The following is a 21,997-nucleotide window of genomic DNA, read 5'->3' on the forward strand; positions in this document are numbered from 1 at the left end:
ACCGACGGAAACGACAAACCGGTGGGGTGAAACTCCATACTGCCTAAGCAGGGCTACGCGATCAATCTCTGTGAGGCACGACTAGGACTACGCGATCAACTTGACATGAGGCACTACGATCAGAAGTAAACAATCCACGAGTGCCGTTCATCACTCCTAACGAGCGGTGGGTGGGAACTCAACACGAGTTCCCACCCACGCATCAGATCAACGACGCCTCAGCATCGTGCACCCAGGCAGCCAGCTGAGCCTTCACAAGACTACTGATCGCCCTGCTGTTGATCCTGCTACTCATCTCCTTGCTGACCATCGCCCTGCTCCTCACCTTCCGGCTCAGCATCAGCGGCATCGTTGGCAGTCCCATTCAGCTCCTCATCAGCCGCGGTCGCGTCTTCAAGAGCCTTCTGCAGCTCATCCTGGGCCTTACCGTAAGCCGCGAAGTCCTGCTTACCGAGCGCATCCTCGCCATCCTTGATGGCCTTATTCGCGCGCTTCAAAGCATCCGAAAGTTTCGCGTTGGCATCAACCGGTGCAGAGCCGGACCCTTCACCGTCCTTGCCACCTTCGGAGTCTTCACCCTTGATCGGGCCGGACTCCCCGGTTTGGGCACCAGAATCGCCACCGAACACCTGGTCCAAGGCTTCAGACAACGAATCTGCGTAACCCACCGAATTACCGTAAGAAACCAGAACCTTACGCAGCGACGGATACGACGTCTCACCCGTGGACTGAACATACACAGGCTGGACGTAGAGAATACCGCCACCAACAGGCAGGGACAGCAAGTTACCCTTGATAACCTTCGTCGAGCCACCCGTACCCGAAAGCAAGTTCAGATCCTTAGAGATCAACGGGTTCGAGTTGAAGTTCTGCTGAGCCTGACCAGGGCCAGGAACAGTAGTCTGGGTCGGCAACTTCAACAACGTGATCTTGCCGTAATCAGCATTGACCTTACCCGGCGTAGAACCAGCATCACCGTTCGCGGCCAAGAAGCCATACATCACGTTGCGTTGGTTCCTCGAACCAGCCGACTGCTCCGGAATGAAGCTCGAAGTCAACGAGAACGAATCCTCTTTCTCCCCCGGCAGACGCAGCGACATGTAGTACGGCGGCTGCTTAGGTGGGTTCTCCGCTCCAGCAGTCGGATCATTCGGGACCTGCCAAGCATCGTTACCCTCATAGAAGTCATCAGCCTTCTGGACGTGGTACTTACCCAGCAGCTCACGCTGAACCTTGAACATGTCCTCCGGATAACGCACATGCTCCATGAGCTTCGGAGACATCTCGCTCATCGGCTTAATCGCGTTCGGGAACACACCCGACCAAGCCTTCAACAACGGCTCATCCGGCTCCCACGCATACAACTCAACCGAGCCGTCATACGCATCGACCGTGGCCTTGACCGAGTTACGGATGTAGTTCACGTTGTCAGCGAACTGGTCCGCGCCAGCACCCTGGCCACGCGTGAGAGTGTCCCGCACCGCATCACCCAACTGTTGCGAGGTCGAATACGGGTAGTTATTCGTGGTCGTGTACGCATCCACGATCCACTTCACCCGGCCATCGATGATCGCCGGGTAGGCGGAGGTATCAACCGTGAGGAACGGAGCGACCTTCTTCACACGCTCCTGCGGATGACGATCATAAAGAATCTGCGACTCCGAGTTCACATCCCCCGAAAGCATGATGTCCATCGACCCGAACTTGATCGCATACGACAACTTATTCAAGAACGAACCAACGTTCGGGCCACCATCACCCGAGAAGGTGTTACGACGCTCGCCCTGACCATCCGAGCCCGCCGGACGGTCCAGCTCACGAGGCTCCCAATCCTCAGGGCCACCCACAATCGAATACTTCGGCGAAGACTTACCGAAGTAAATACGAGGCTCATACGTCGAGTCATCACCCAAAACACCTTCAGACGGGATGTTCTCCAACATGAACTGCGGGTCACCAGTCTGCGACACCTTATTGCCATAAGCCGCAACCACACCATAACCGTGCGTGTACGTGATGTGCTGGTTGACCCACGAGTTCGTCACCGTCTGCGAATTCACAGCCAACTCACGCGCCGCAATCACAGTGTCCTGACGCTCACCATCGATCTCATAACGATCCACCGCAAGCGTGTTAGGGAACGTGTAATAGCCACGCTGCTGCTGCAACTGCGCGAACGTAGGAGAGACAATATTTGGATCCAACAAACGAATATTCGTAGTCGTCGCCACATCGCGAGTCAACGCGTTCTTCTCCGGCTGAGTCTTCGCGTCATAGCTCTCAAGCTTGACGTCCTCCAAGCCATAGGCTGCACGTGTGGCATCAATATTGCGCTGAATATAAGGACGCTCCATCGACTTCTGCGAAGGCTTGACCTTGAACTGCTCGAGTGCGGCAGGGAAAGCGAAACCCGCAACGAGCGCCACAACAGCCAACATCGCAGTCGCGATCAACGGCAGACGCCACTTACCGCGCAAACCAGCCACAACGAACAACGCCGCAGCAATCAACGCGGCCCCAGCAAGAATGAACTTAGTGGGGATCACTGCGTGGACATCCGAATACAACGCGCCCGGAACACGGCCCAACTGGTTCAAAACCGTGCTGTAAGACTCAAGCCAGAAACGCAGACCAAATGCGACCAGCACCAGCGCACCCGCAATACCCAACTGCAGGCCCGCCGCACGGGTCACCGAAATCTTCCCCGAATCCGAGAACGAAATCCCACCTGTCAAATAATGCGCCACCACGCCAGCGATACCGCTGATCAGCGTCACCGAAATCAGGAACGCAACCACCATCTCAAAGAACGGCAAAGACATCACAAAGAAAGAGATATCCAAGCCGAACTCAGGGTCCTTGGCGCCAAACGGAGTCCGGTTCAGCCACAACTGAACAATCTGCCAACCCGAGGTCAACGTGATGCCCGAGAAAACACCTAACAGAGCCGGAACCAAGATCAGCCCCAAACGGCGGAACATCGGGGTCTCTTCCAGCATCTTCACCGTCTGGCCAGCAGCCGAACCCGACTGTTTAGGACGCTTACGCCACGCATTATTCAAGTGAAGCCACACAGCCCCACCCGTAATCAACGCACCAATCACGAACAACGCGGCCTGCGTCAGAGTCCGTGTCCAAAACACGTCCGCGAAACCGAGCTGGTTAAACCACAGCACGTCCGTATAGAAATGGGCGAAAAGAATAAACAACCCCACCAGCGCTGCAACAATAACCAGTGCAGGCAACAACGCAGGGGTCTTAGGGCTCTCATTCTGGTTCCGTGAACCGGAATCATTCTTACCATCCCCGCCAGAATCACGGGATGGGAAAGGGAACGCGGGGCCTGAGGTCACGACAATCCTTCAATCGAATACGAACAGCTGATCAGATGCCCAAACCAAACTCGGGATCAGACACATCCATTACCATTCTGCCAAACAGTGCCAGGGCCCACACGCCGCAGGGTAGATGACGGGGCAGCTAAGCCCCGCAACGTGGCGCCTCGGGCTCCTTCCCCTGCGCCACCGATTCAAGGATTTTCACGGCGTCATCCAACGTCTTCATCGAATACGCCTTGACCCCCTCCGGAACCCTGCCCTTCAGCTGCGCGCAATTCTGTTCCGGAGTCAAGAACACCTCCGCGCCCGCCTTCCGGGCGCCCACAATCTTCTGCGCCACACCCGCGATCGGGCCGACCTTGCCATCGATATCGATTGTCCCGGTGCCAGCAACCTTCGTATCCCCCGCCAACGAACCAGGCGTCATCTTGTCGATAATGCCCAGCGCCATCATCGTGCCCGCAGACGAACCGCCGATGTTCTCAATCGCATAAGAAACCTCGAACGGGAAACGCGGATGCGGAGAAATAAACACACCCAACGAAGGCTTACCCGTCTCCGCAGAAACCTTGGTCTGCGCTTGAACCGTCATCTTCTTGCCCTCACGGATGATGCCCAACTCAACCGAACCGCCATCAGCCCCAACTTTCGAAGCCTGGATCGCTTTCTGAACCTGTGTGACGCTCGAAACCGACTTCCCGTTCACCGCAACCACCGCATCGTTGGCCATCAACGTGCCCTCATTAAAGGGTTCAGCGAAACCAACAATCCGAGTCTCCATCGAAAAATCGATACCCAGATGCTTAACAGCGGCAACCTCAGCGGTGACCTGCGAGCTCGTCATCTGCAACTCGCTCTGCTGGCTGCGCTGCTCAAACGTGACACCCAAAGGGTAATAGAACTCCTGCGGCTGCATATCCGTCACCGGATCAAACCACGCCGCAACAGCCTCAAAGCCGGTAGGTTGCCGGCCCGGACCACCCGCGACAGACACCGTGGTCAACGCAAGCGAAGAATCCGTCGGATACGTCTTACGCCCATCGATCGAAATGATGTCAACACCCTCGATCTCACCTACCGTGTCCACCACCGGGCCTGGCTTCTCAATCATGAACGCCGTAGGCAAAGACAAAGGCACCGTCAACAAAACCATCGCAGCCAACCCGGCAAGCCACTGAACACGCGAACCATACCGTTCCTTACGCTGCCGGCGCATCGGAGGCCGCGGCTGGCCCGAACCGGCGCCGTGCAGGAGCCCCTGTGTTTCCTGGGTACGCTGTGTCTCCTGCGCGCCCGGTGTTTCCTGCGGGCCCTGTGTTTTCTGCTCACGCGGGGAGTCTGTACCCTGCAAGCCCGGGCGGCCTGTGCCCTTCTCGCCCGGGAAATCTTCAGCCATGCCACTGCTCATAACTGAAAGACTACACAGCAAGGATTGACACGACCGCCAACGCGGGCCTACACGAGCCTGTGGCGCGCTGAGCCACAAGCGAAACCACCCGGTGCTCACGCCCATAGCCAGGTAGCGTAGGAGTATGGCTGACGATCCACGCTCACACGACGACCGCGAGAACAACGAGGACCGCGAACGCCGCGATGACCGCGACAACAACCGCGAGCACCCAGACCGTACCGGTCAAAACGGCGCTGACGGTTCTCAGTCTGGCACGGGCGGCGCTGGTAGCTCTGGTGGCGCGGGCGGCGCAGGTGCTAACGATGCGGGTAGCAACGGCAACAGTGATGCCAACGGCCCGAGCGATCCGCTGAGCCAGATGTTCAACCAACTCTTCGGCGGGGCCGCACCGCAGGGCTTCTCGATGCATATGGGTCCCGGAATGGGGGCAGGCATGGGTAGCGGCTCAGGTGACGATGACCCCCGTCAGCAACCCGATTTCAATGCGATCTTCGGGCAGCTCCAGCACATCTTCGGGGCCCTAGCCCAAGGCAATTCGGGTGGGCCCGTCAACTGGAATATCGCGACGGAATCCGCTGAGCAGGTCCTCGGTAGCGATGACCCGAAGGTCACGGACGAGGAACGCCACGATGTTGAAGAGGCCGCCCACTTGGCTGGCATGTGGCTCAACGAAGTCACTTCTTTCGAGGCACCAGCTGCTCAACCCCAGATTCTGCGCCGTTCCGAATGGATCAAAAAGACACTGCCTGGTTGGCAGCGCCTCACCGAACCTGTAGCTCGCCGCGCATCCGAAGCCGTAAGCCACTCACTCAACGATCAGATGCCGGAGGAAGCCCGCGCGCTACTCGGGCAAGCGGGATCGTTCCTGACCTCGCTCGGCTCAACCATGTTCGGCGCCCAGCTGGGCCAAGCCGTGGGTTCGATGGCGTCTGAAACTTTCGGTGGAACGGACGTTGGTCTTCCGATGGCCGGCCGCGGTTTCGCCCTCGTCCCGGCGAACGCGAAAGCCTTCGGTGAAGGGCTCGCCGAGCCTTATCTTGAAGTCCTGTTGTATCTAGCGATGCGTGAAGCCGCTACCGTGCGCCTGTTCAATTCGGTCGAGTGGCTCGAAGACCACGTGGTGGCACTCGTTACCGACTTCGCTGAAGGCATCAGCATGAATACCTCAGCGATCCACGAACAACTCGACGAGATCGACCCGTTCAACCCGTCCGCGTTCCAAGAAGTCCTGCAGTCCGGGATGCTGGAGCCAACCAAGACCCCTCAGCAAGAAGCAGCGCTGGCACGGCTAGAGACCACGCTGGCCCTGATTGAAGGTTGGGTTGATTCGGTAGTGACGCAAGCGGCTCACCGTTTGCCGTCCGCTCCCGCGCTACGGGAGATGATCCGCCGCCGCAGGGCAACCGGGGGCCCTAAAGAGCTGGCTTTCGCGGGGCTGGTCGGTTTGGAGATGCGCCCCCGCCGCGCCCGCGACGCCTCCGCTGTGTGGGAGTTCATCGCCCAGGAACGCGGTAACGAGGCCCGCGACGAAGCGTGGGCCGATATGGCGAGCCTCCCTACCGCTGAAGACCTCGACGACCCGACCGGGTATTTCGAACGCCGCGCGCTGCTCGATGCCTCAGACGAAGACTTCGACGCCGCCGTGAGCGCTTGGCTCGACGGCACCTCTGCTGATGGCGGCGATTCCTCCAATGGTGGCGACTCTTCCGATGGTGGCGCTAGCGACAACGACCAGGGCGAGGACGATTCCGAGAAGTAACCGCTAAATAGCGGCTAGGACTCCTCAGCTTTCCCTCCGGCGACATCAGGGGCGCCGCCGTCGCCGAGCCTGCGCGCCCACACGACGCCATCGAGGAAAGCCTTAGCCTCCGCTACTCGCGGAAGCTGATGCTCGAGCGCTTTGAACTGGGCCCCGTGCCCGTCATACGGCACTATCAGATGCGCCATCTCGTGGCCAATCACGTAGTCGATAACCCACGGCGGCATGTGCTCAAGCATGTGTGAAATCCGGATGGCTCCCGTTGAGAGCGTCGCAGAGCCCCACCGCATCCGCTGATTCGTAACCCACCGGATCGAGGTCGGGATGCCCCGCCCATCGAACACGCTGTGGGCGATCTTTTCAGCGCGCCGCATCAACTCCTCATCCGTGCGAGCGGCCGGTGAGGCACGGGAGCTAAGCCGTTCCCGCATCGTACGCGCCCACGTCTCAACAGCGGTAGGGCTCATCGTTGCAGGGACCGCAAGACACAGGATCCCGTTCTCCCACCGCGCGCTCACGGTTTTGTGGCGGCGCGATGAACGACGCACCAAGACAGGTAGTTCATCCACGGTGATGTGGTGCTCGGTTCTCACTACACAACTCCAAATCCGCAAGGCATCGGGGAAAGTACATCCATTGTCGTTGATCCTCCCCCACGTTCGGTTGTGGACATCCGAACCTGTGGATGACTCGCTGGCCTGCTGCGCGAAACTGGCACGATAATCACACCAGCTCCCTCAATGCGAAGGACAGACCCATGACAGCGTTGCCTACAGCGAAAGCCCCCGAGCTAGACCACGCCCCAGCGCCTCATACCCGGGTTTTCGCCTACCCGGACGGCCGGATCACTCTCGGCGACGGACCAGAAACCACACAGATCACCGGCGTCAGCGCCGAGGAACTGGCATCCCTCAAACAGCTGCTTACGGCGCTGCCCAAACCTAAACTTCCTGCCCCAGGGCTACTTGGGGAGCGGCTCATCAACGACGCCCGTTACCTCCACAAAGCACCTGTTCAGCACCGCACAGCAGGCCGCCAAGAAAAAGCTGACGCAGAAGAACTACCGGGCGCATATCAACGCCAACGCCGCAGCGTGTGGATTGACGGCCTCGACCGATGCGGGATGAGCGTCGCGTTCGGGCTCGCTGCCGCCGGGGTAGGCCGGATCCTCAGCGGCGACACCCAACGCGTGCAATCCTGGGACCTTGGAACCACACCACTACGGCTCACCGAACTCGGGCTCAGCCGCGCAACAGCCCTTCAACGGCAGCTGGCTCGGATACATCCGCACACCACCGTGATCGGTGCACTCGAACTCAGCCACGTAGCCCACTGCCTCGATGCGGTCATCTATATACGCAACGACGGCCTCACAACAGACGAATTGAGCCAGCTAGCAAGCCTCAACATCCCCGTGCTGCCCATCGTCTTGCTGCACGATCACGCACGCATTGGGCCTCTCATCCGCACCCCACACGCCGGTGATAGCGCTTCCCCGCTCTTATGTGCCGAATGCGTAACCAACACGTGGCCGCTACGAGAAGAACGCACCGAACTGAGCAGCCCACACCTCAGCGCCCCAGAAACAGCGCAAACCAACGTCGTGGCGGCCATCGGCGTTCAGCACGCCCTCCACATCCTGGATGAGCGCATACCCCCACCGAGCACCAACCACAGCATCAGCATCGACGCTAAAACCTCCGCGATAACCTACCAGCCGGCCTCATGCAACTGCCCACGTCAACGGCACGCGCCGTGAAGGTGTCAGCGGCACGCGCCGTGAGGCTATCAGCGGTAGTCCGAGAGCAGCGACAAAATACTTTCGCCATGACGCCGCATCTTTGCAGCCCCAATACCTGGGACCTTCAAAAGCTCCTCAGGCCCGTCCGGCATGATCTCGGCGAGCGCCAGAAGCGATGCGTCAGTGAGCACAACGAAGGCAGGCATCCCGATCTCACGAGCGGTTGCGGTGCGCCATTCACGCAGCGATTCGTAGAGTTCCTGGTTGATTTCTGGCGCGCAGTTATCGCAGCGGCGCAGTTTACGTTCCGTTGCGCTGGTGAGGATGCCGTCGCATTCCCGGCAGCGCAGAACACTCGTGGGTTTGCGATGGGCCTGCCTTGTTGGCCTAGCGGAGGTGCCGCCTTGTGGTGTTGGCGCGATCCCGTCGAGGAAGCGTGTGCGCCGGCGGCGGCCACGGCCACCAGTGGTGCGGGAGCGAGCCCAGGAAATGATGAGCCGGCGCTGGGCACGCGTTACACCCACATACATGAGGCGGCGTTCCTCATCCACGCCCGCTTGGTCTTCAGCGAAAGAGATCGGCATGAGTCCTTCAGTCATGCCCGCGAGGAACACGGTGTCCCATTCAAGACCCTTCGAAGAGTGCAGGGACGCCAACGTGACACCTTCAAGTTGCGGAACGTGTGCTGTCTGGGCGCGTTCCATCAGCTCATCAGCGAACTGCTTCATCGTGATCTGTTCGCCCTCACCCAACGAGGCACCCATGCTCTCTGCCAGCGAGATCAGTGCGGACAACGATTCCCAGCGGTCGCGGACCGCACCTGTAGCCTGCGGGGCCTTAGCCGACCAGCCCATCGACCCCAACAAATCCCGCACCAGTTGCGGCGCCGGGTGATCCGGGGCCTGCCGTGCCGCCGTGCGAATCTGCGCCATCGCCTGCAGAACCTCAGAACGCTTAAAGAAACGCTCAGCGCCGCGCAACTGGAAGCTAATCCCGTGAGCGTTCAACGCACGCTCAAACGCTTCCGATTGCCCATTCGTGCGGAACAAAACAGCGATGTCTTTCAGCGCGACACCATCGGTCTCGTGCAACTGGTTGATCCGCTGGGCAATGAACTCCGCTTCCGCATCGTCGTCTGCGGCCTCGTGAAACTCAGGCTGTGGGCCCGCATCACGTTGAGCAATCAACTCAAGCGGTTCAGCCCACACCGCGCCCCGCTGATCCAAGCCGCGCTCAACCCTACGGTGTGCGAGCAGACGGTTAGCGACCGAAACCACCTGCGGAGTCGAACGATAATCCCGCACCAAACGCACCTCGCGGGCATCCGGATGCTTAGAACGAAAATCCAGCAAGAACCGCGGTGTAGCTCCCGTGAACGAATAAATCGTCTGCGACGGATCCCCCACAACACACACGTCGTTACGGGTACCCAACCAGGCGTCCAAAAGCCGCTGCTGAAGCGGGGAAACATCTTGATACTCATCCACCGTGAAATGCCGATACTGGCTGCGCACCTGCGCGGCAATCCGCTCATCATCTTCAAGGATGCCCACCGTCAACAACAAAACATCCTCAAAATCGATCATCCCGCGGTCCGTTTTAACCTCCTCATACAAGGCATACAAACGCGCCAAAGCCTGATGATCAACATTCCCAACCGGCGGACGGTTCAACGCAGGCGACGCATAAGCCTCCGGCGTCAACATCGAAACCTTCGCCCACTCAAGCTCACCAGCAATATCGCGCACCGCCGCACGATCAGCCGAAACCCGCAACCGACGGGCCGCCTCCATCACCAACGGAGCCTTATGGTCAATCAACGCCGGAAGCTGCCCACCCACAGCCTGCGGCCAAAAATACTGCAACTGCCGCAACGCCGCCGCATGAAACGTATGCGCCTGCACCCCGTGAGCACCCAAAGCACGCAGACGAGCCCGCATCTCCGCAGCCGCGCGCGCCGTGAACGTCACCGCCATCACCTGATTCGGAACATACGCACCCGTTGCCACCCCATACGCAATCCGGTGCGTAATAGCACGAGTCTTACCCGTCCCCGCGCCAGCGATCACCGCCATCGGCCCATGAATATTGGAAGCAACCTCGTGCTGCTCGGCATCCAAGCCATCCAAAATCTCTTCAGGGCTCGGACTATGCACGCCCATCAGCCTCCCTCTCAGGCAACGCTTCCCCATACCAGTCCGCCAACAACGCATACGAGATCGAAGACGACCCCGGCAAACGCATCACACCACCAGCCACCGCTTCACGCAACTCATCACGACTGAACCACCGGGCCTCATCAATCTCATCAGGCTGGGTCACAACACCACACGATGCGGCCCGTGCCGTGAACCCAACCATGAGCGAACGAGGAAAAGGCCACGGTTGCGAACCCCTATACGTGATCTCGGTCAGTTCCAGCCCGACCTCCTCACGCATCTCCCGACGCACCGCGTCCTCAAAGGATTCCCCCGGCTCAACGAACCCAGCGAAAATCGAGAACCGTCCAGCCTCCCAGGCCGCGTTATGCCCCAACAAAACCCGGTCAGCATCATCAGTGATCCGCACAATCACCGCAGGGTCAAGCCGCGGGAACTCCTCATGCCCCGCACCACACACCCGGACCCAACCGGCGTCGATTGCACGCATCGACTCACCACACCGGGAACAGAACCGATTCGCGGCACTCCACGCCAGAATCGCCACCGACGTTGCCGCCAACGCCGAATCCTGCCCCGACAACTGAGCCGCAACCCGGCGCACATCCGCCCACGCCACACCCGCAGGCACCGTGGTCTCAAGGCCTGATGCGGCCGGGACCGCAACCCAATCCTGGCCATCCACGCGGCCAAGCCACACAGCATCAGGCCACGCAACCGGCGCATCGGCGGCAGATGCAACACCCGCCGTTTGCAGGACATCCAGCGAGTGCAGGTCACCAACCGTCAGCTGAGCGAGACGCACCCCGTCACCCTGCGCGGGGTTGACAGTCAAGACACCGCTGTCCACTAAGACGCTGTTGCGTTCTACCACCACAACCCGGGTCGCAGGATCAGTCACTGCAGCCTCAAGCCAGGCGTGCTCACGGCGGTCCATACCACCGCGATCCCACGCGAACCCCGAGAACGGAACTGACAGAAAAGACATACACATACCGTAACCGGTACACCCGATACGCCCAGCAAAAAATAGGTGTCCCTTCAGGGTGTCTCCAGTCAAGCAAAGAGCCTCATAACAACGTAACGTTATGAGGGTGAAACGCAGTACGCTCGACCTCGCCGCCATCGCTACAGCCGCAGTCCCCGGGCTTTCAGCCGTCCAAGCGGGCCGCTTGCCGGAAGACTCTGCTGATTTCGATTCTGCGCTCATCGTGGACTCTCAAGGGAAACGGTGGCGCGTGACGAGCCCCCGCCACGCGGACGCGAGCATGAAACTTGAAACGGAGCAGAGCGCGCTCGACACGCTCACCGCGGCCGCGCGAGCGACCCTTCCGTTCTCTGTGCCGACAATCGCAGGCACCGTAGTCCAGGGGCAGCTGCGTACCTTCGTTTACCACCATTTGCTGGGGCACGTACTGGATTTGCAAGAGCTCGAAGCCGATGGCGGGCGCCAGCTCGCACAAGGCATCGGCCGGGCGATCGCCGCGATTCACGGGCTCAAACACGAACTGGTTGAGGCATCCGGGCTTCCGGTGTTTGAAGCTGAAGAATTGCGCCGAGGCTTGCTGTCTCAACTGGACCACGTCGCAGAATCAGGCAAGGTCCCTCCCGAACTGTTGCGCCGTTGGGAAGAGATGATGGAAAACGTTGCCTGGTGGAGGTTCAACCCCACCGTGATCCACGGCGACCTTCATGAGGAACGTTTGTTCATTCACGAGGGGCGCTTGCAGGCGGTCACCGGCTGGTCTGCGTTACGCGTTGGTGACCCGGCCACTGACTTGGCGTGGGTCTTAGGCATCGATAACCCTGACACGGTGGATGCGATCTTCGAAGCGTATGGGCAAGCCCGTGGACAGCTGGGCGATGACGACCTACGTAACCGTGCAACACTTGCGGCCGAATTCGCGTTAGCTTCCTGGCTTTCCGGGGCACTCACTCACGCTGACCAGGCCCAAATCGACCAGGCGGAAGCCTCACTGAATCAGCTGAACGAAAACATTCTGGCGGTTCAACGCTATGAAGCTGAGCTTCAACGTGCCGCGGAAGAAGCCGAACGCCGCCGCATCGAAGAAGAAAAACGCCAGGCAGAAGAGCGGCAACGCCAAGAAGAGGAACGGCGCCGCCTGGAGGAAGAACAGCTGGCAGCGGCTGAAGATCTAGATACCACCGCAATCCCCGTTGTTGATGCGTCCGCAGGCCCTTCCACGGATGAACGCGACACTCCACCCACGGATACCAGGGAGACCACGGACGCCACTGAGACCACGGACACGCACGAGAAGCCTTGATCAACTGACGTGAGGCCCGGCCCTCGGCCCCGCCTTGCTAACTTTCAGGTCCCGCGCTTGGCCCTGTTCCCCCGCTCGTTTCCGGGTTCAGGGTGCGTTGTAGTGCGGCTTCGAGTTCGGCTTCTGTTGCGAGTTGTTCTTCTTCCGGCCACACGGTGGTGCCGTGCCCCACATAGTAGAACGCGGTCTTGATCTTCTCGATGGGTGTACCGGTGAGACGCGACCAGGCAAGCCGATAGACAGCAAGCTGTCTAGCTTTGGCTGGCAGTTCTTTTTTCGAGGGAACGCGGCCAGTCTTCCAGTCGACCAGCAGCCAGCCGTCGTCCTCTTTATAGACTGCGTCGATGAACCCGCGGACACTGACTCCGGCGATCGCGGTTTCCACGGGAGCTTCGACTTGATGCGGGATCCGGCCGGCCCATTCCGAGGCGAGGAAACCTTCTTTGAGGGCATCCAGCGTCGCTGAATCTTCCGCATCGGCATACACGTCCAGATCCGGGATGAGTTGGTCATCAAGACCGAAACCTGATGCTTTGTTGAAGTGCTCTTCGACCCATTCGTGGAACTCTGTTCCCTGCTGGGCGGCGATGCCAGGCCGATGAGGAACAGGCCGGACGAGGTTGCGGAAAGCGCTGTCTGGGTTCTGTTCCGTTTCGACTAACAGCGAGGCACGCACGTGGCTTGGCTTCCATGTGTGTTGCTGTTCAGACGCGGCGCGCTCCAGCAGCAACAGGTGTGCTTCTTCGGCCCATTCTCTGCCAGCCTCGGTTCTCATGTGTTCAGCGACTGTTTCACCGTTCACACCGCTGTTTTGAAGACCTCGAGCGGCGCTACGCACGTGATCCGCGGCGGCTTCCACTGCGGCGCGGCGTCCCGCGGCAGGCGCCGCAATAACGCGTTGCACAAGCTTGTGGGACATGGGGCCGCGTGGCTCTGAACTCTGTGCGGCTTGCGCTTGTGATACGAGGTCTTCGTCGAGGGATGCGGGCTGAACGTGGCGGATGGTTGGGCCTTCGAGTGGATCGTAAGGCCACGCAGCCTCCACGATGGTGGCGGCTTCCGGATTTTCAGCGGCCTGCCCCTCTTCCGCCGTGAGGCCTCGCGCGATCTGGACGTTCGAGCCTGCCCCCTCGCTGTTGGCCATGTTCGTGAGTTCGGTGAAGAATTGCGAGGACTCGCTCGGTTTCTTGTTGGTGCCTTTGAACCGACTTGAGCTGCACAGCACGAGACTGCGGGCACGCGTCACACCAACGTATGCGAGGCGTCGTTCCTCATTGACTGCATGCTCGGCTACGGCGGTCTTGTATTCCGGGGCACCCTCTTTTTTCTTCTTACTGCTACTAGGTAGGGAGTTCAGGTCTGTGAGGTCGCGTTGATTCTCCACCCATTGTTGAGGGTCTTCTAACGCCGTGAACTGAGGCAGCCCATCGCGGTCGCCGCGCAACGGCCACGGGAACTCGCTGACGTCTGTAACCCAGTTCGTTGCCCTGTCGCTTGGGAAGTCTCCTTCGCGCATGCCTGGGAGTGCGACGACGTCCCATTCGAGGCCCTTTGATCCGTGAACCGTGAGGATCTGCACGGTCCCGTCGGTCGCGGGTTCGGGGGCTTGTTCGATGCCGCCTCCGTGATCGCTTGCGATGCTGAGCCATTCGAGGAACGCGGTGAGGTCTGGGGCTTCTTGTGCCGCTTCGAATGTCACGACGAGGTCCATGAACGCATCGACGTGGCGCCGCGCACTCGCTTCATGAGCGTATGGCCGGGCAAGCAGTTCGATGTCGAGGCCGAGGACTCGCTCGATTTCTGTGACGAGGGTCGGTAGATCTTCGTTGGCGAGCGAACGCAGGTAAGTGAGTTCTTCTTTGAGGCGGGTCAAACGACGATGCGCGGCCTCACTCAGCGTGCGTCCCGCTTTGGAGACCCACCCGGGTTGAGGAAGGTTGTGGAGCGCTTCGATGAGGCTTGCGCTTTCAACGATTTCGCCGGTGTCGGATGCGAATCCGCGGTCGCTTTCTTTGGATCCGTCTTCGGATTCGAAGTCGGCCGGGAGCTGGTGTTGGATTGCGTAGGCTCGCCGCTTGGCCCTGTATTCGGCGTAGTCGTTGAGCGCCATGAGGTCGGCGGGACCGATCCTCCAGCGGGCGCCTGCGAGCAGACGCATGAGGGAGTCTGAACGGCCCGGGTCATTGATCACGGTGAGGGTCGCGATGATGTCTTGAACTTCGGGGGTTTCCGTGAGCCCCTTGAGTCCCACGACCTCAACCGGTATTCCGCGTTCGCGTAGTGCTTCGGCGTAGGTTTCTTGGTTGGAACGCACACGAGTCAGCACCGCAACACTCGGCCAGGTCCCGTGGCTTGCGTAATACGTTTCACGTTCCGTCTGGATCGTGTCAGCAAGCCCTTCTGCTTCGTCTCGCTCAAGCAGGTAGGACGCTAGCCGCACTTCGGCGGTCTCGGCGTGCGCGTGCGCCCGAAGTGGCGAGACGTGGAGGCTGCCTCGGCTCGGCAACGTGATCTCACGCTCGCGACGGGCGATGGGCCCTGCAGCTGCCCCACTCGCATCGGCTGTCGTTTCCAGGACAGCTTCAGCCTCGTGATCACTGCCATGGTCTCCGCCGCGTAACGGTTCGGAGATGCGGTTGGCGGCATCGAGGATGCTGCGGCCGTTGCGCCATGCGATGGTCAGTTCCATCTGCGGCGCGGGTGTGTGCGTGCCGTCTTCTTCGGTAGTGCCGAAGCGGTGTTTGAAGGATTCAAGCTGGCCGGCTGATGCGCCTCGGAAGGAGTAGATGGCCTGGTTGGGGTCCCCGACCGCGGTGATGCAGTGTTTACTGTGACCGCGATTGCTGTGCCCGAAAAGCCGATGGAAGAGCTCCATTTGCGCGTGGGAGGTGTCTTGGAATTCGTCCAGGAGCACTACGGGGAAGCGTTCCCTGTAGGCTGCACTGATCTCCGGGAACCCGGCAAGGGTTACGGCGTGTTTGATGAGGTCGCCGAAATCGAGCAGGGACCGTTCCCGTTTGAGTGTTTGGTAGCGGCCGGCTAGGTCCGCGATGACGGCTTTGCTACGAAGCTTGCCGATCAGTGGGCTTGGGTTTTTCGTCCGGGCTGTGGCTCCTGGTGGAAGTTCCGCGATACGGTCGGCGTGTTCGTGGAGCCAGTCGACTGTTTCAGCTGGTTCAACGAGGTGTTCGGCGGCCTGGCCGGAATAGTTCAGAGCTGCTTCAATGAGTGTCGCTTTAGCGTAGGCGACGCCATCGAGGTTGCCGTCGTAGCTGTTGGCGATCCGGGTCATCAGCATCCACTGGTGTGCTTCGTCGATGAGTGTGGCGTCGGGTTCGATCCCGATGCGCATCCCGTGGTCGCGTACGAGTGCTTGCGCGAATGAGTGGTAGGTCGAGATCTCGGGGCCTAACCCGCTCTGGAGGCCTTCGATTTCTTCGCCTGTGCGGCGACGGAGGTCTTCAAGGCGTCCTCTCACGCGTTCGGCGAGCTCGCCTGCGGCTTTGCGTGTAAAGGTGAGGCCGAGGATCCCTTCGGGTTGTACTTTTTGATTTGCGACAAGCCAGAGCACGCGGTCTGTCATGGTGGCGGTTTTCCCGGAACCGGCTCCGGCGACGACGAGCAACGGCTCCATCCCGGCCGAGATGACTGCGGCTTGTTCGCTGGTTGGTTCGTGTGCTCCGAGGGTTTCGGCAAGTTGGCTTGGCGTGTAGTTTTCGGCGCTCATGGGTGTGTTACCTGCCTTCCTGAAGAGCACAGTGGGCATGTTCCGGGGTTTGCGCAGGGGAATCCACCGGGCAGGTGCCGGGCCAAGAAGTCTGCGGCAGACATGATCGCTGCGGCTTCGCGCACGCGCTGTTCAGCGTCCTGGACTTGCTTTGTTTCCACGATGCTTTCCTGTTCACGCAGCGCAGGGCCTTTAGATGCTCCTCCCAAGCCGACGATGCGCCCTCCCACTGGTCTGTTGCGATGTTCCTCGGGGATCTGGGTGAGCTCCTTGAGTGCCCCGTGGATGACCGCTAACTGGTAGGTGCGTAACTGATCGTGGGTTTTGACTGCCTCTTGGGTGGGAAGGTTCTTACCTGTTTTGAGGTCGGTAATGGTGGGGCGGCCGTTGTCGTCTAGGTCGATGCGGTCGATTGAGCCACTGATGGAGATCGGGTGTTGATCGCCTTCAGCTGGCGGCAACGCTACCTTGAATCCGTGTTCCTCTTTCGCTGATTCCCTCGGTGGTGAGCCAACGTAGGCTGCGAATTTCTCGAGGATTTCCCGCGCGTATTCGTATTCGCGTTTGCTCTCCCAGTCGGAGTCGAAAGAGAGCTCTTCCCAGCTGCTGCTGAGTTCTCTCAGCATCGAATCCATGTTGGCTTCTGGGAAGCGTTCCGCGATCCGGTGGATCAGCGTTCCGAGGGATCTCGCGAAGTCGGTAGGTTTCACTCCTCCGGCGGCCCGCATGAACCAGGTTTGCGGGCGTTCGATCGCGTCTTCTACCTTCGAACCGGAGACTTTGATCTCGTTTCCGGGTGCGATCACCGGATCATGTGAGCTCAGTGGTGCCAAACCCCACCACTCTTCCGGTGCCGCACCCCGTACTGGCGCTGTGCTGTCCGCTGGCTCTTTACCCCGTTCTCCTGTTGTGCTGAGGTATCCCAGGACGGTCGCGGCGTCCTCGATCAAATCCGCGTTCTCCCCTGCTTCTGCGGTGCGGCGCAGCACCGCAACAAGGGACGCAAGTGTGGCTGGCCGCGGCACTTGGATGGGTGTGAGTTTGCTGGCGTGTGGCCCGCGCATCGTATCGAGGAACGTGGATGGTGTGATGTCCTCGTCCATGACGGCGGTGACGTAGAGCTGTTCTCTGGCTCGGGAAACCGCTGAGGCGAGCTGGCGTAGCTCGTCTGCACGTACGGCTTTGAGCTTGTCTGCCACGGTGGTGCTGTGCAGTGTTTCCGGCCCGTGTTCGAGCACTGCCGCAAGGTCTTGCGAACGCAAGAGTTGCCCGCGTAGCCCGGTGGATGGCCAAACGCCTTCTTGCAGCCCTGCGATGATCACGGTGTTGTATTCGGTTCCGGCGGCTGCCGCTGGGGTGAGGACTTTGACTCGCCCGCTTGAGGAGCCTCGTTGGGCAAGTGAGTCCGTGGGGACGTCATGGTCTTCGAGGCTTTCAATGAAACGGATCACGGACCCTTTCGGGTTTTGTTCCGCGAAACGTTCGGCGGCTTGGAACAGTGCCATCACTGCGTCGAGGTCACGGTGTGCTCGGCTGGAGCGCAGGCCGTTGTCTTTCAGTGCCGTGCTGCGCCAGGCTTCACCCATTCGGGCGTTCTCCCACAGTGACCACAGCACGGTTGCCGGTGTTGTGGGTCCGGTGAGGTGTTCTCGTGTTGCCGTGATCATTCCTTTGAGTCGTAACGCGGCGTGGCCGGCGGCACCCCAGCTTTGATAGTCCTCTTGCGTGTAGTCGGCGTCCAGGAGGTTTCCGAGGAGTTCGTCGCTCGTGGGCGGTTTGATGCCTGGGCCGTCCTCCTGGTTGTAGAGGTGGGCGTTCCTGAGGCGGTCGTAGCCGAGTAGGTCTTGGCGAATACGGCGGATGTCGATGCTCGTGACGTCTCCGTAGCGGCCCAGCAGGAGGCGTTCCCCGGCCGCGGCGCGCGCCGCGTTGGTCTTGTTGGCTTCGTGGGTTCCGTTCCGTGGCCCGAGTTCCGTTGGCCGCAGCGCGATGCGCGCCATGTCAAGTAACGGCGCTACCGCGGCTTCTTCTTTCAACGGCCGTGATGCTGGCGGCAGTTCGGTCGCGATTCCGTTGAGTTCCAGGGCGCGCGCGAGCCGGGATACGTGTTCTTGGTTGCGCGCGATAACCGCGATTTCTTCGTATGGAACGGACCTGCGAATATGTGAGTCGATGACGTGCCGGGCCACAAGCCGGTGTTCATCAGCCACGCTGGAAACCAGTGAAACTTCAGCGCTGGCGTCGAACTGTGCTTCATAGGGTCGCCGTAGCGCATCCGCTCCGATGGCGGGTAGCCGGTTTACGATGGCGCGGTACATGCTGTGGATGCCTGGGCTCATCCGTGTGGTGCTCATCTGGGTGGAGGTTTCCAGCACGGTCACCGCGTTCTCGCCGGTGCGTTGTTTCGCTGTTGAGATGAGGTCATCGACTAGGTCTGCCCGTGCGCCGCGGAAACCTTGAACTACGGTATCGGGGCATGCGAGTGCGATGACATCGCGGGCTCCGGCGCGGCTTGGTGTGTTCATCAGTAGGCTGATGAGCCGGTTTTGTGACGGGGTCGCTTCTTGAGCATCGTCAATGATGACGAGCTCAAGTTCCGCGAGGAACCGTGCTGCGAACTCCGTGTTGGCTTCCAGCGCTACGATCGCCTGCATCATGAGCTCAGCGGGGGCGAAGGCTTCCGGGTGTTGGAGGCTTGCTACATCGCGGAACTCTTGAAGGAACTGGGCTGTCGCTTCCCATTCTGGGATCCCTAGCCGCCTGCCTGCCGCCTGGATTTCTTCGGGGCTTGCGCTGAATTCGTCAGAGCGGTCCATGAATTCACGTAGCTCGCTACGGAAACCGCGAGTGCGTGGGGCGTCACCGAGGGAATCCGGCCAAGCTGGCCCGCCACCTTTTTCTTGGTGACCAGTCAGAAGCTCCTCGATGAGAGTGTCTTGCTCAGCACCGCTGAGAAGGCGGGGCGCGGTTGGCACCCCGGCGAGCGCCCCGGATTCCCACGCTTGGGATAGGACGTCATATGCGAAGCCTGCGAACGTGCGCACGACGGGGGAAGAGAACGTGATGTTGCTGCGCAGTGCCAGCTGGTCACGCAGACGGTTCGCGGCGGCACGGTCAGGCACCAAGATGATGCCCGCGCTTATGTCCATCCCGGCACGTATCCGGTGGACCATGAGGCTCAAAGCGAGCTCGGTTTTACCTGTTCCTGGTTCGCCGAGAATCACACGGGGACCGCAACCGGGGTTCTTCACGTACTCCGGCAATTTGTACCATTCCGGCACCTCAGGCGGAGCTTCTTTCAGCATCGTGGTTCCTCCGTTGCTTCACTCGCGGCGGTTACGTTGCCGGCGGTTCCGCGCGCGTCTGATTCGTCCGCACCCATTTCGTCCGCACCCATTTCGTCCGCATCCGTTTCGCCCGCGTCGATCGCTTCAAGCTGCGCAACCCGGTCTCTCAACGTGCTCCATTCGCGGCTGTCCGGATGCCAGAACGCCGCCTCACGTACTCCGCGCGCGCCATAGGGCGTGCCTTCATCTTCCCAGTGCCGCCGAGCACGCCCCAACAGTTCAGGAATCAGCCCGCCATCGGTACGCACATGCCGCCACCACGGGATGCCTTCCGGGGCACGGCGCATCGCCGCAGCTGCCCTCCGAGCGTTGGAAAGCCCCAGCCACGCCGCAACGGTTCCGTATGCCACCACCCTGCCGGCGGGACACGCTTCCAGGACCCGAAACACGGCCTCGTCCACCACCTCAGGGTCGCGCCTGCCCTCCCCAGACAGAAGCGCCCCACCCCGAGCAGCACTTTCTGGCCGTGCCCGGCCGCCAGGAACGTTACTCATCGCGGCCTCCTCTCAACGCCCAGCTTTGGTTCCACTCACACTGCATCACAGGGGTCTGACAGTTTGAAACTCCCGCGCCGCACAGCCTAAGAGAAAACCACAGCATGCAAACCACCCGCCCCCGCCGCGCAACAGCCCAGGTAGGTTAGATGCATGACCTCATCTTCTGCTCACAATGCACCGCATCCTTGGCATGAGCTTCCGCGTGCCGCGTTCGATCTGGAGACGACGTCTCCGAACCCGCACGAGGCCCGCATCGTTTCAGCGAACATCAGCATCATCAACGGCAAGGCTGAACTGATGCAGTCGCACAACTGGCTTGTGAACCCGGGGGTTCCCATCCCGCCAGAAACCACGAAGATCCATGGGACTTCTGACGCCGATGTTCAATCCGACGGCCGCGATCCGGTTGAGGCTGTACGCGAGATGTCTGAGCTGTTATCGCAACTCTTCCAGACCATGCCGGTCATCGCGTTCAACGCCCCGTATGACTTCACCGTGTTGCGTTCGGAAGCTCAGCGTCACGGAGTTGAAACCATTGATGCGAGCCCGGTCATCGACCCGCTCGTTCTGGACCGTAAACTGGACCGGTTCCGCCGCGGTAAACGCACGTTGAGCGTGATGAGCGAGTTCTATAACGTCCCGTTGAATAACGCCCACACCGCCGATGCGGATGCCCTAGCCGCTGTTGGTGTGGCCGATGAGATTGCCCGCCGCTACCCTGCCGAAGTTCAGATCGACCCGTTGCTACTGCATTCGCAGCAGGTTCAGTGGCATCAGGAGTGGGCCGCGAACTTCCAGGACTTCTTGCGCCGCAAGAACCCTTCGGCCCGCGTAGATGGGAGCTGGCCGCTGACCTACGGCGGAGCTGCCTAGGCGCCTGCGTCCAGGAGTGCTTGAGCGGCGCGTTCCCCGAGCTGTTCAGCTTGAGCCAACGTTTCGACGCGGCCTGCGGCTCGTTGCCGCAGTGTGCGGCTTCCGTTGGCCACTACCGCGTTGACTGCAGCTCGCACGGGCCCTGCCCCGGCTGCGGTTGCGCTCATGCGAGCTCCGTTCGTGCCCGCAGTTGCGGTTGCCAGGCATGCGAGCGGTGCGTGGATGTGTCCGTCCAGGTAGTTCGCTACGGCGGCTTCGCATGCCAGCGCAACATCCTGGGTTGTCAGTTGACTGTCTTTCTCGCGTTGGCGTGCCGCATCAAGGCTCCAGCCTTCCGGTGCCGCCTGGAGCGGGGCGGGCATCAACACGCCTACGTCGATCGCTTCAGCAACCCGACTCTCGGCTCCGGCATCGAGCGCGGCCTGCAGGCCCATGACAGCCCACTGCGTTCCCTGCTCGGCACCTACGCGCATCAGCGCTTCCCATTCGCTTTCACCGACCTCCGGCCCACACAAGACCACGCGGGCATCCGGCCGGGCGATCATCAGCTGGGCTTGCCGCAACCGCGTTGTCGTGAGGATACGGACACCGGTGGCAAGGCCGTCGATGCTCGTCGCTGCTGAACGCGTGAACTCGGCTTCCGCACCCAGCCAGACGAGCGCCTCGCGCGCATCGAGTCCCGAGCTTGCTTGGTGAAAAGCCGTAGGGTCTGGACTAGCTAGATTCTCCATGCGGCCATGATCCCACGTACACGTTAAGCTCACCCGCACGTGCGCAACACTCGGTTCCGCGAAACCACGTGCGCCCACCGCAGGCCGATCCCTCCCCCGCAGGCCGAGCCCTCCGCCGCCTCGCCC

Annotated in this window: 12 protein-coding genes and 1 pseudogene; 4 read left to right on the top strand and 9 right to left on the bottom strand. The window is 60.7% G+C overall.

Translation table 11 applies throughout. The features are described 5' to 3' along the window. Positions 1-287: 287 nt before the first annotated feature. Together MHJ63_RS09495 and MHJ63_RS09500 are read right to left on the bottom strand one after the other, a co-directional pair. Complete coding sequence (locus MHJ63_RS09495) at positions 288-3,353, bottom strand: UPF0182 family membrane protein (protein WP_239447267.1); 3,066 nt, start codon at positions 3,351-3,353, stop codon at positions 288-290. A gap of 127 nt (positions 3,354-3,480) precedes the next feature. Then, the gene (locus MHJ63_RS09500; protein WP_239447268.1) at positions 3,481-4,734 is read right to left on the bottom strand and encodes a YlbL family protein; all 1,254 of its coding nucleotides are present in this window, start codon (positions 4,732-4,734) and stop codon (positions 3,481-3,483) included. A 136-nt stretch (positions 4,735-4,870) separates the two neighbouring features. Between MHJ63_RS09500 and MHJ63_RS09505 the strand changes: the two genes are divergently transcribed. After that, a complete protein-coding gene (locus MHJ63_RS09505) occupies positions 4,871-6,508 on the top strand; it encodes a zinc-dependent metalloprotease (RefSeq protein ID WP_083285605.1) in 1,638 nt (545 codons plus the stop codon). Between the two features lie 14 nt (positions 6,509-6,522). Here the strand turns inward: MHJ63_RS09505 and MHJ63_RS09510 are convergent, their stop codons facing one another. Further along, on the bottom strand, positions 6,523-7,101 hold the full coding sequence (locus MHJ63_RS09510) for a M48 metallopeptidase family protein (RefSeq protein ID WP_052048337.1): 579 nt from the start codon (positions 7,099-7,101) through the stop codon (positions 6,523-6,525). A 164-nt stretch (positions 7,102-7,265) separates the two neighbouring features. On the opposite strand from MHJ63_RS09510, the gene MHJ63_RS09515 reads away from it, so the two are divergent. After that, entirely contained in the window at positions 7,266-8,267 is a 1,002-nt protein-coding gene (locus tag MHJ63_RS09515; RefSeq protein WP_035755415.1) for a hypothetical protein, read from the top strand. Between the two features lie 29 nt (positions 8,268-8,296). Here the strand turns inward: MHJ63_RS09515 and MHJ63_RS09520 are convergent, their stop codons facing one another. Then, positions 8,297-10,405 carry an ATP-dependent DNA helicase UvrD2 gene (locus MHJ63_RS09520; protein WP_239447269.1) on the bottom strand — a complete coding sequence of 703 codons (2,109 nt, stop codon included), beginning with the start codon at positions 10,403-10,405 and terminating at the stop codon, positions 8,297-8,299. Beyond that, positions 10,398-11,396, bottom strand: a complete 999-nt coding sequence (gene nudC / locus MHJ63_RS09525) for an NAD(+) diphosphatase (protein ID WP_239447270.1) — start codon at positions 11,394-11,396, stop codon at positions 10,398-10,400. The genes MHJ63_RS09520 and nudC overlap by 8 nt, the downstream gene beginning before the upstream one ends. A 106-nt stretch (positions 11,397-11,502) precedes the next feature. Here nudC and MHJ63_RS09530 point away from each other — a divergent pair, with 106 nt between their 5' ends. Then, complete coding sequence (locus tag MHJ63_RS09530) at positions 11,503-12,696, top strand: phosphotransferase (protein ID WP_239447271.1); 1,194 nt, start codon at positions 11,503-11,505, stop codon at positions 12,694-12,696. A 37-nt stretch (positions 12,697-12,733) separates the two neighbouring features. Here the strand turns inward: MHJ63_RS09530 and MHJ63_RS09535 are convergent, their stop codons facing one another. From MHJ63_RS09535 to MHJ63_RS09545, 3 genes are read right to left on the bottom strand one after another with little or no spacing between them, the layout of a single operon-like run. After that, complete coding sequence (locus tag MHJ63_RS09535; RefSeq protein ID WP_239447272.1) at positions 12,734-16,423, bottom strand: ATP-dependent DNA helicase; 3,690 nt, start codon at positions 16,421-16,423, stop codon at positions 12,734-12,736. Beyond that, positions 16,420-19,728: an ATP-dependent DNA helicase gene (locus MHJ63_RS09540; RefSeq protein ID WP_239447273.1), complete on the bottom strand. Its 3,309-nt coding sequence runs from the start codon at positions 19,726-19,728 to the stop codon at positions 16,420-16,422. Before MHJ63_RS09540 ends, MHJ63_RS09535 begins: the two co-directional genes overlap by 4 nt. After that, positions 19,722-20,264: an MGMT family protein gene (locus MHJ63_RS09545; protein ID WP_239447274.1), complete on the bottom strand. Its 543-nt coding sequence runs from the start codon at positions 20,262-20,264 to the stop codon at positions 19,722-19,724. Before MHJ63_RS09545 ends, MHJ63_RS09540 begins: the two co-directional genes overlap by 7 nt. A gap of 153 nt (positions 20,265-20,417) precedes the next feature. Between MHJ63_RS09545 and MHJ63_RS09550 the strand changes: the two genes are divergently transcribed. Continuing rightward, positions 20,418-21,140, top strand: a complete 723-nt coding sequence (locus MHJ63_RS09550; protein WP_239447275.1) for a 3'-5' exonuclease — start codon at positions 20,418-20,420, stop codon at positions 21,138-21,140. Here MHJ63_RS09550 and MHJ63_RS09555 read toward each other — a convergent pair. Then, positions 21,137-21,997, bottom strand: a pseudogene (locus MHJ63_RS09555) (hypothetical protein); the annotation flags it as partial. The gene MHJ63_RS09550 and the pseudogene MHJ63_RS09555 overlap by 4 nt on opposite strands.

Origin of the sequence: Pseudoglutamicibacter albus, assembly GCF_022346425.1 — a bacterium.
In the GTDB taxonomy this organism is placed as follows: domain Bacteria; phylum Actinomycetota; class Actinomycetes; order Actinomycetales; family Micrococcaceae; genus Pseudoglutamicibacter; species Pseudoglutamicibacter albus.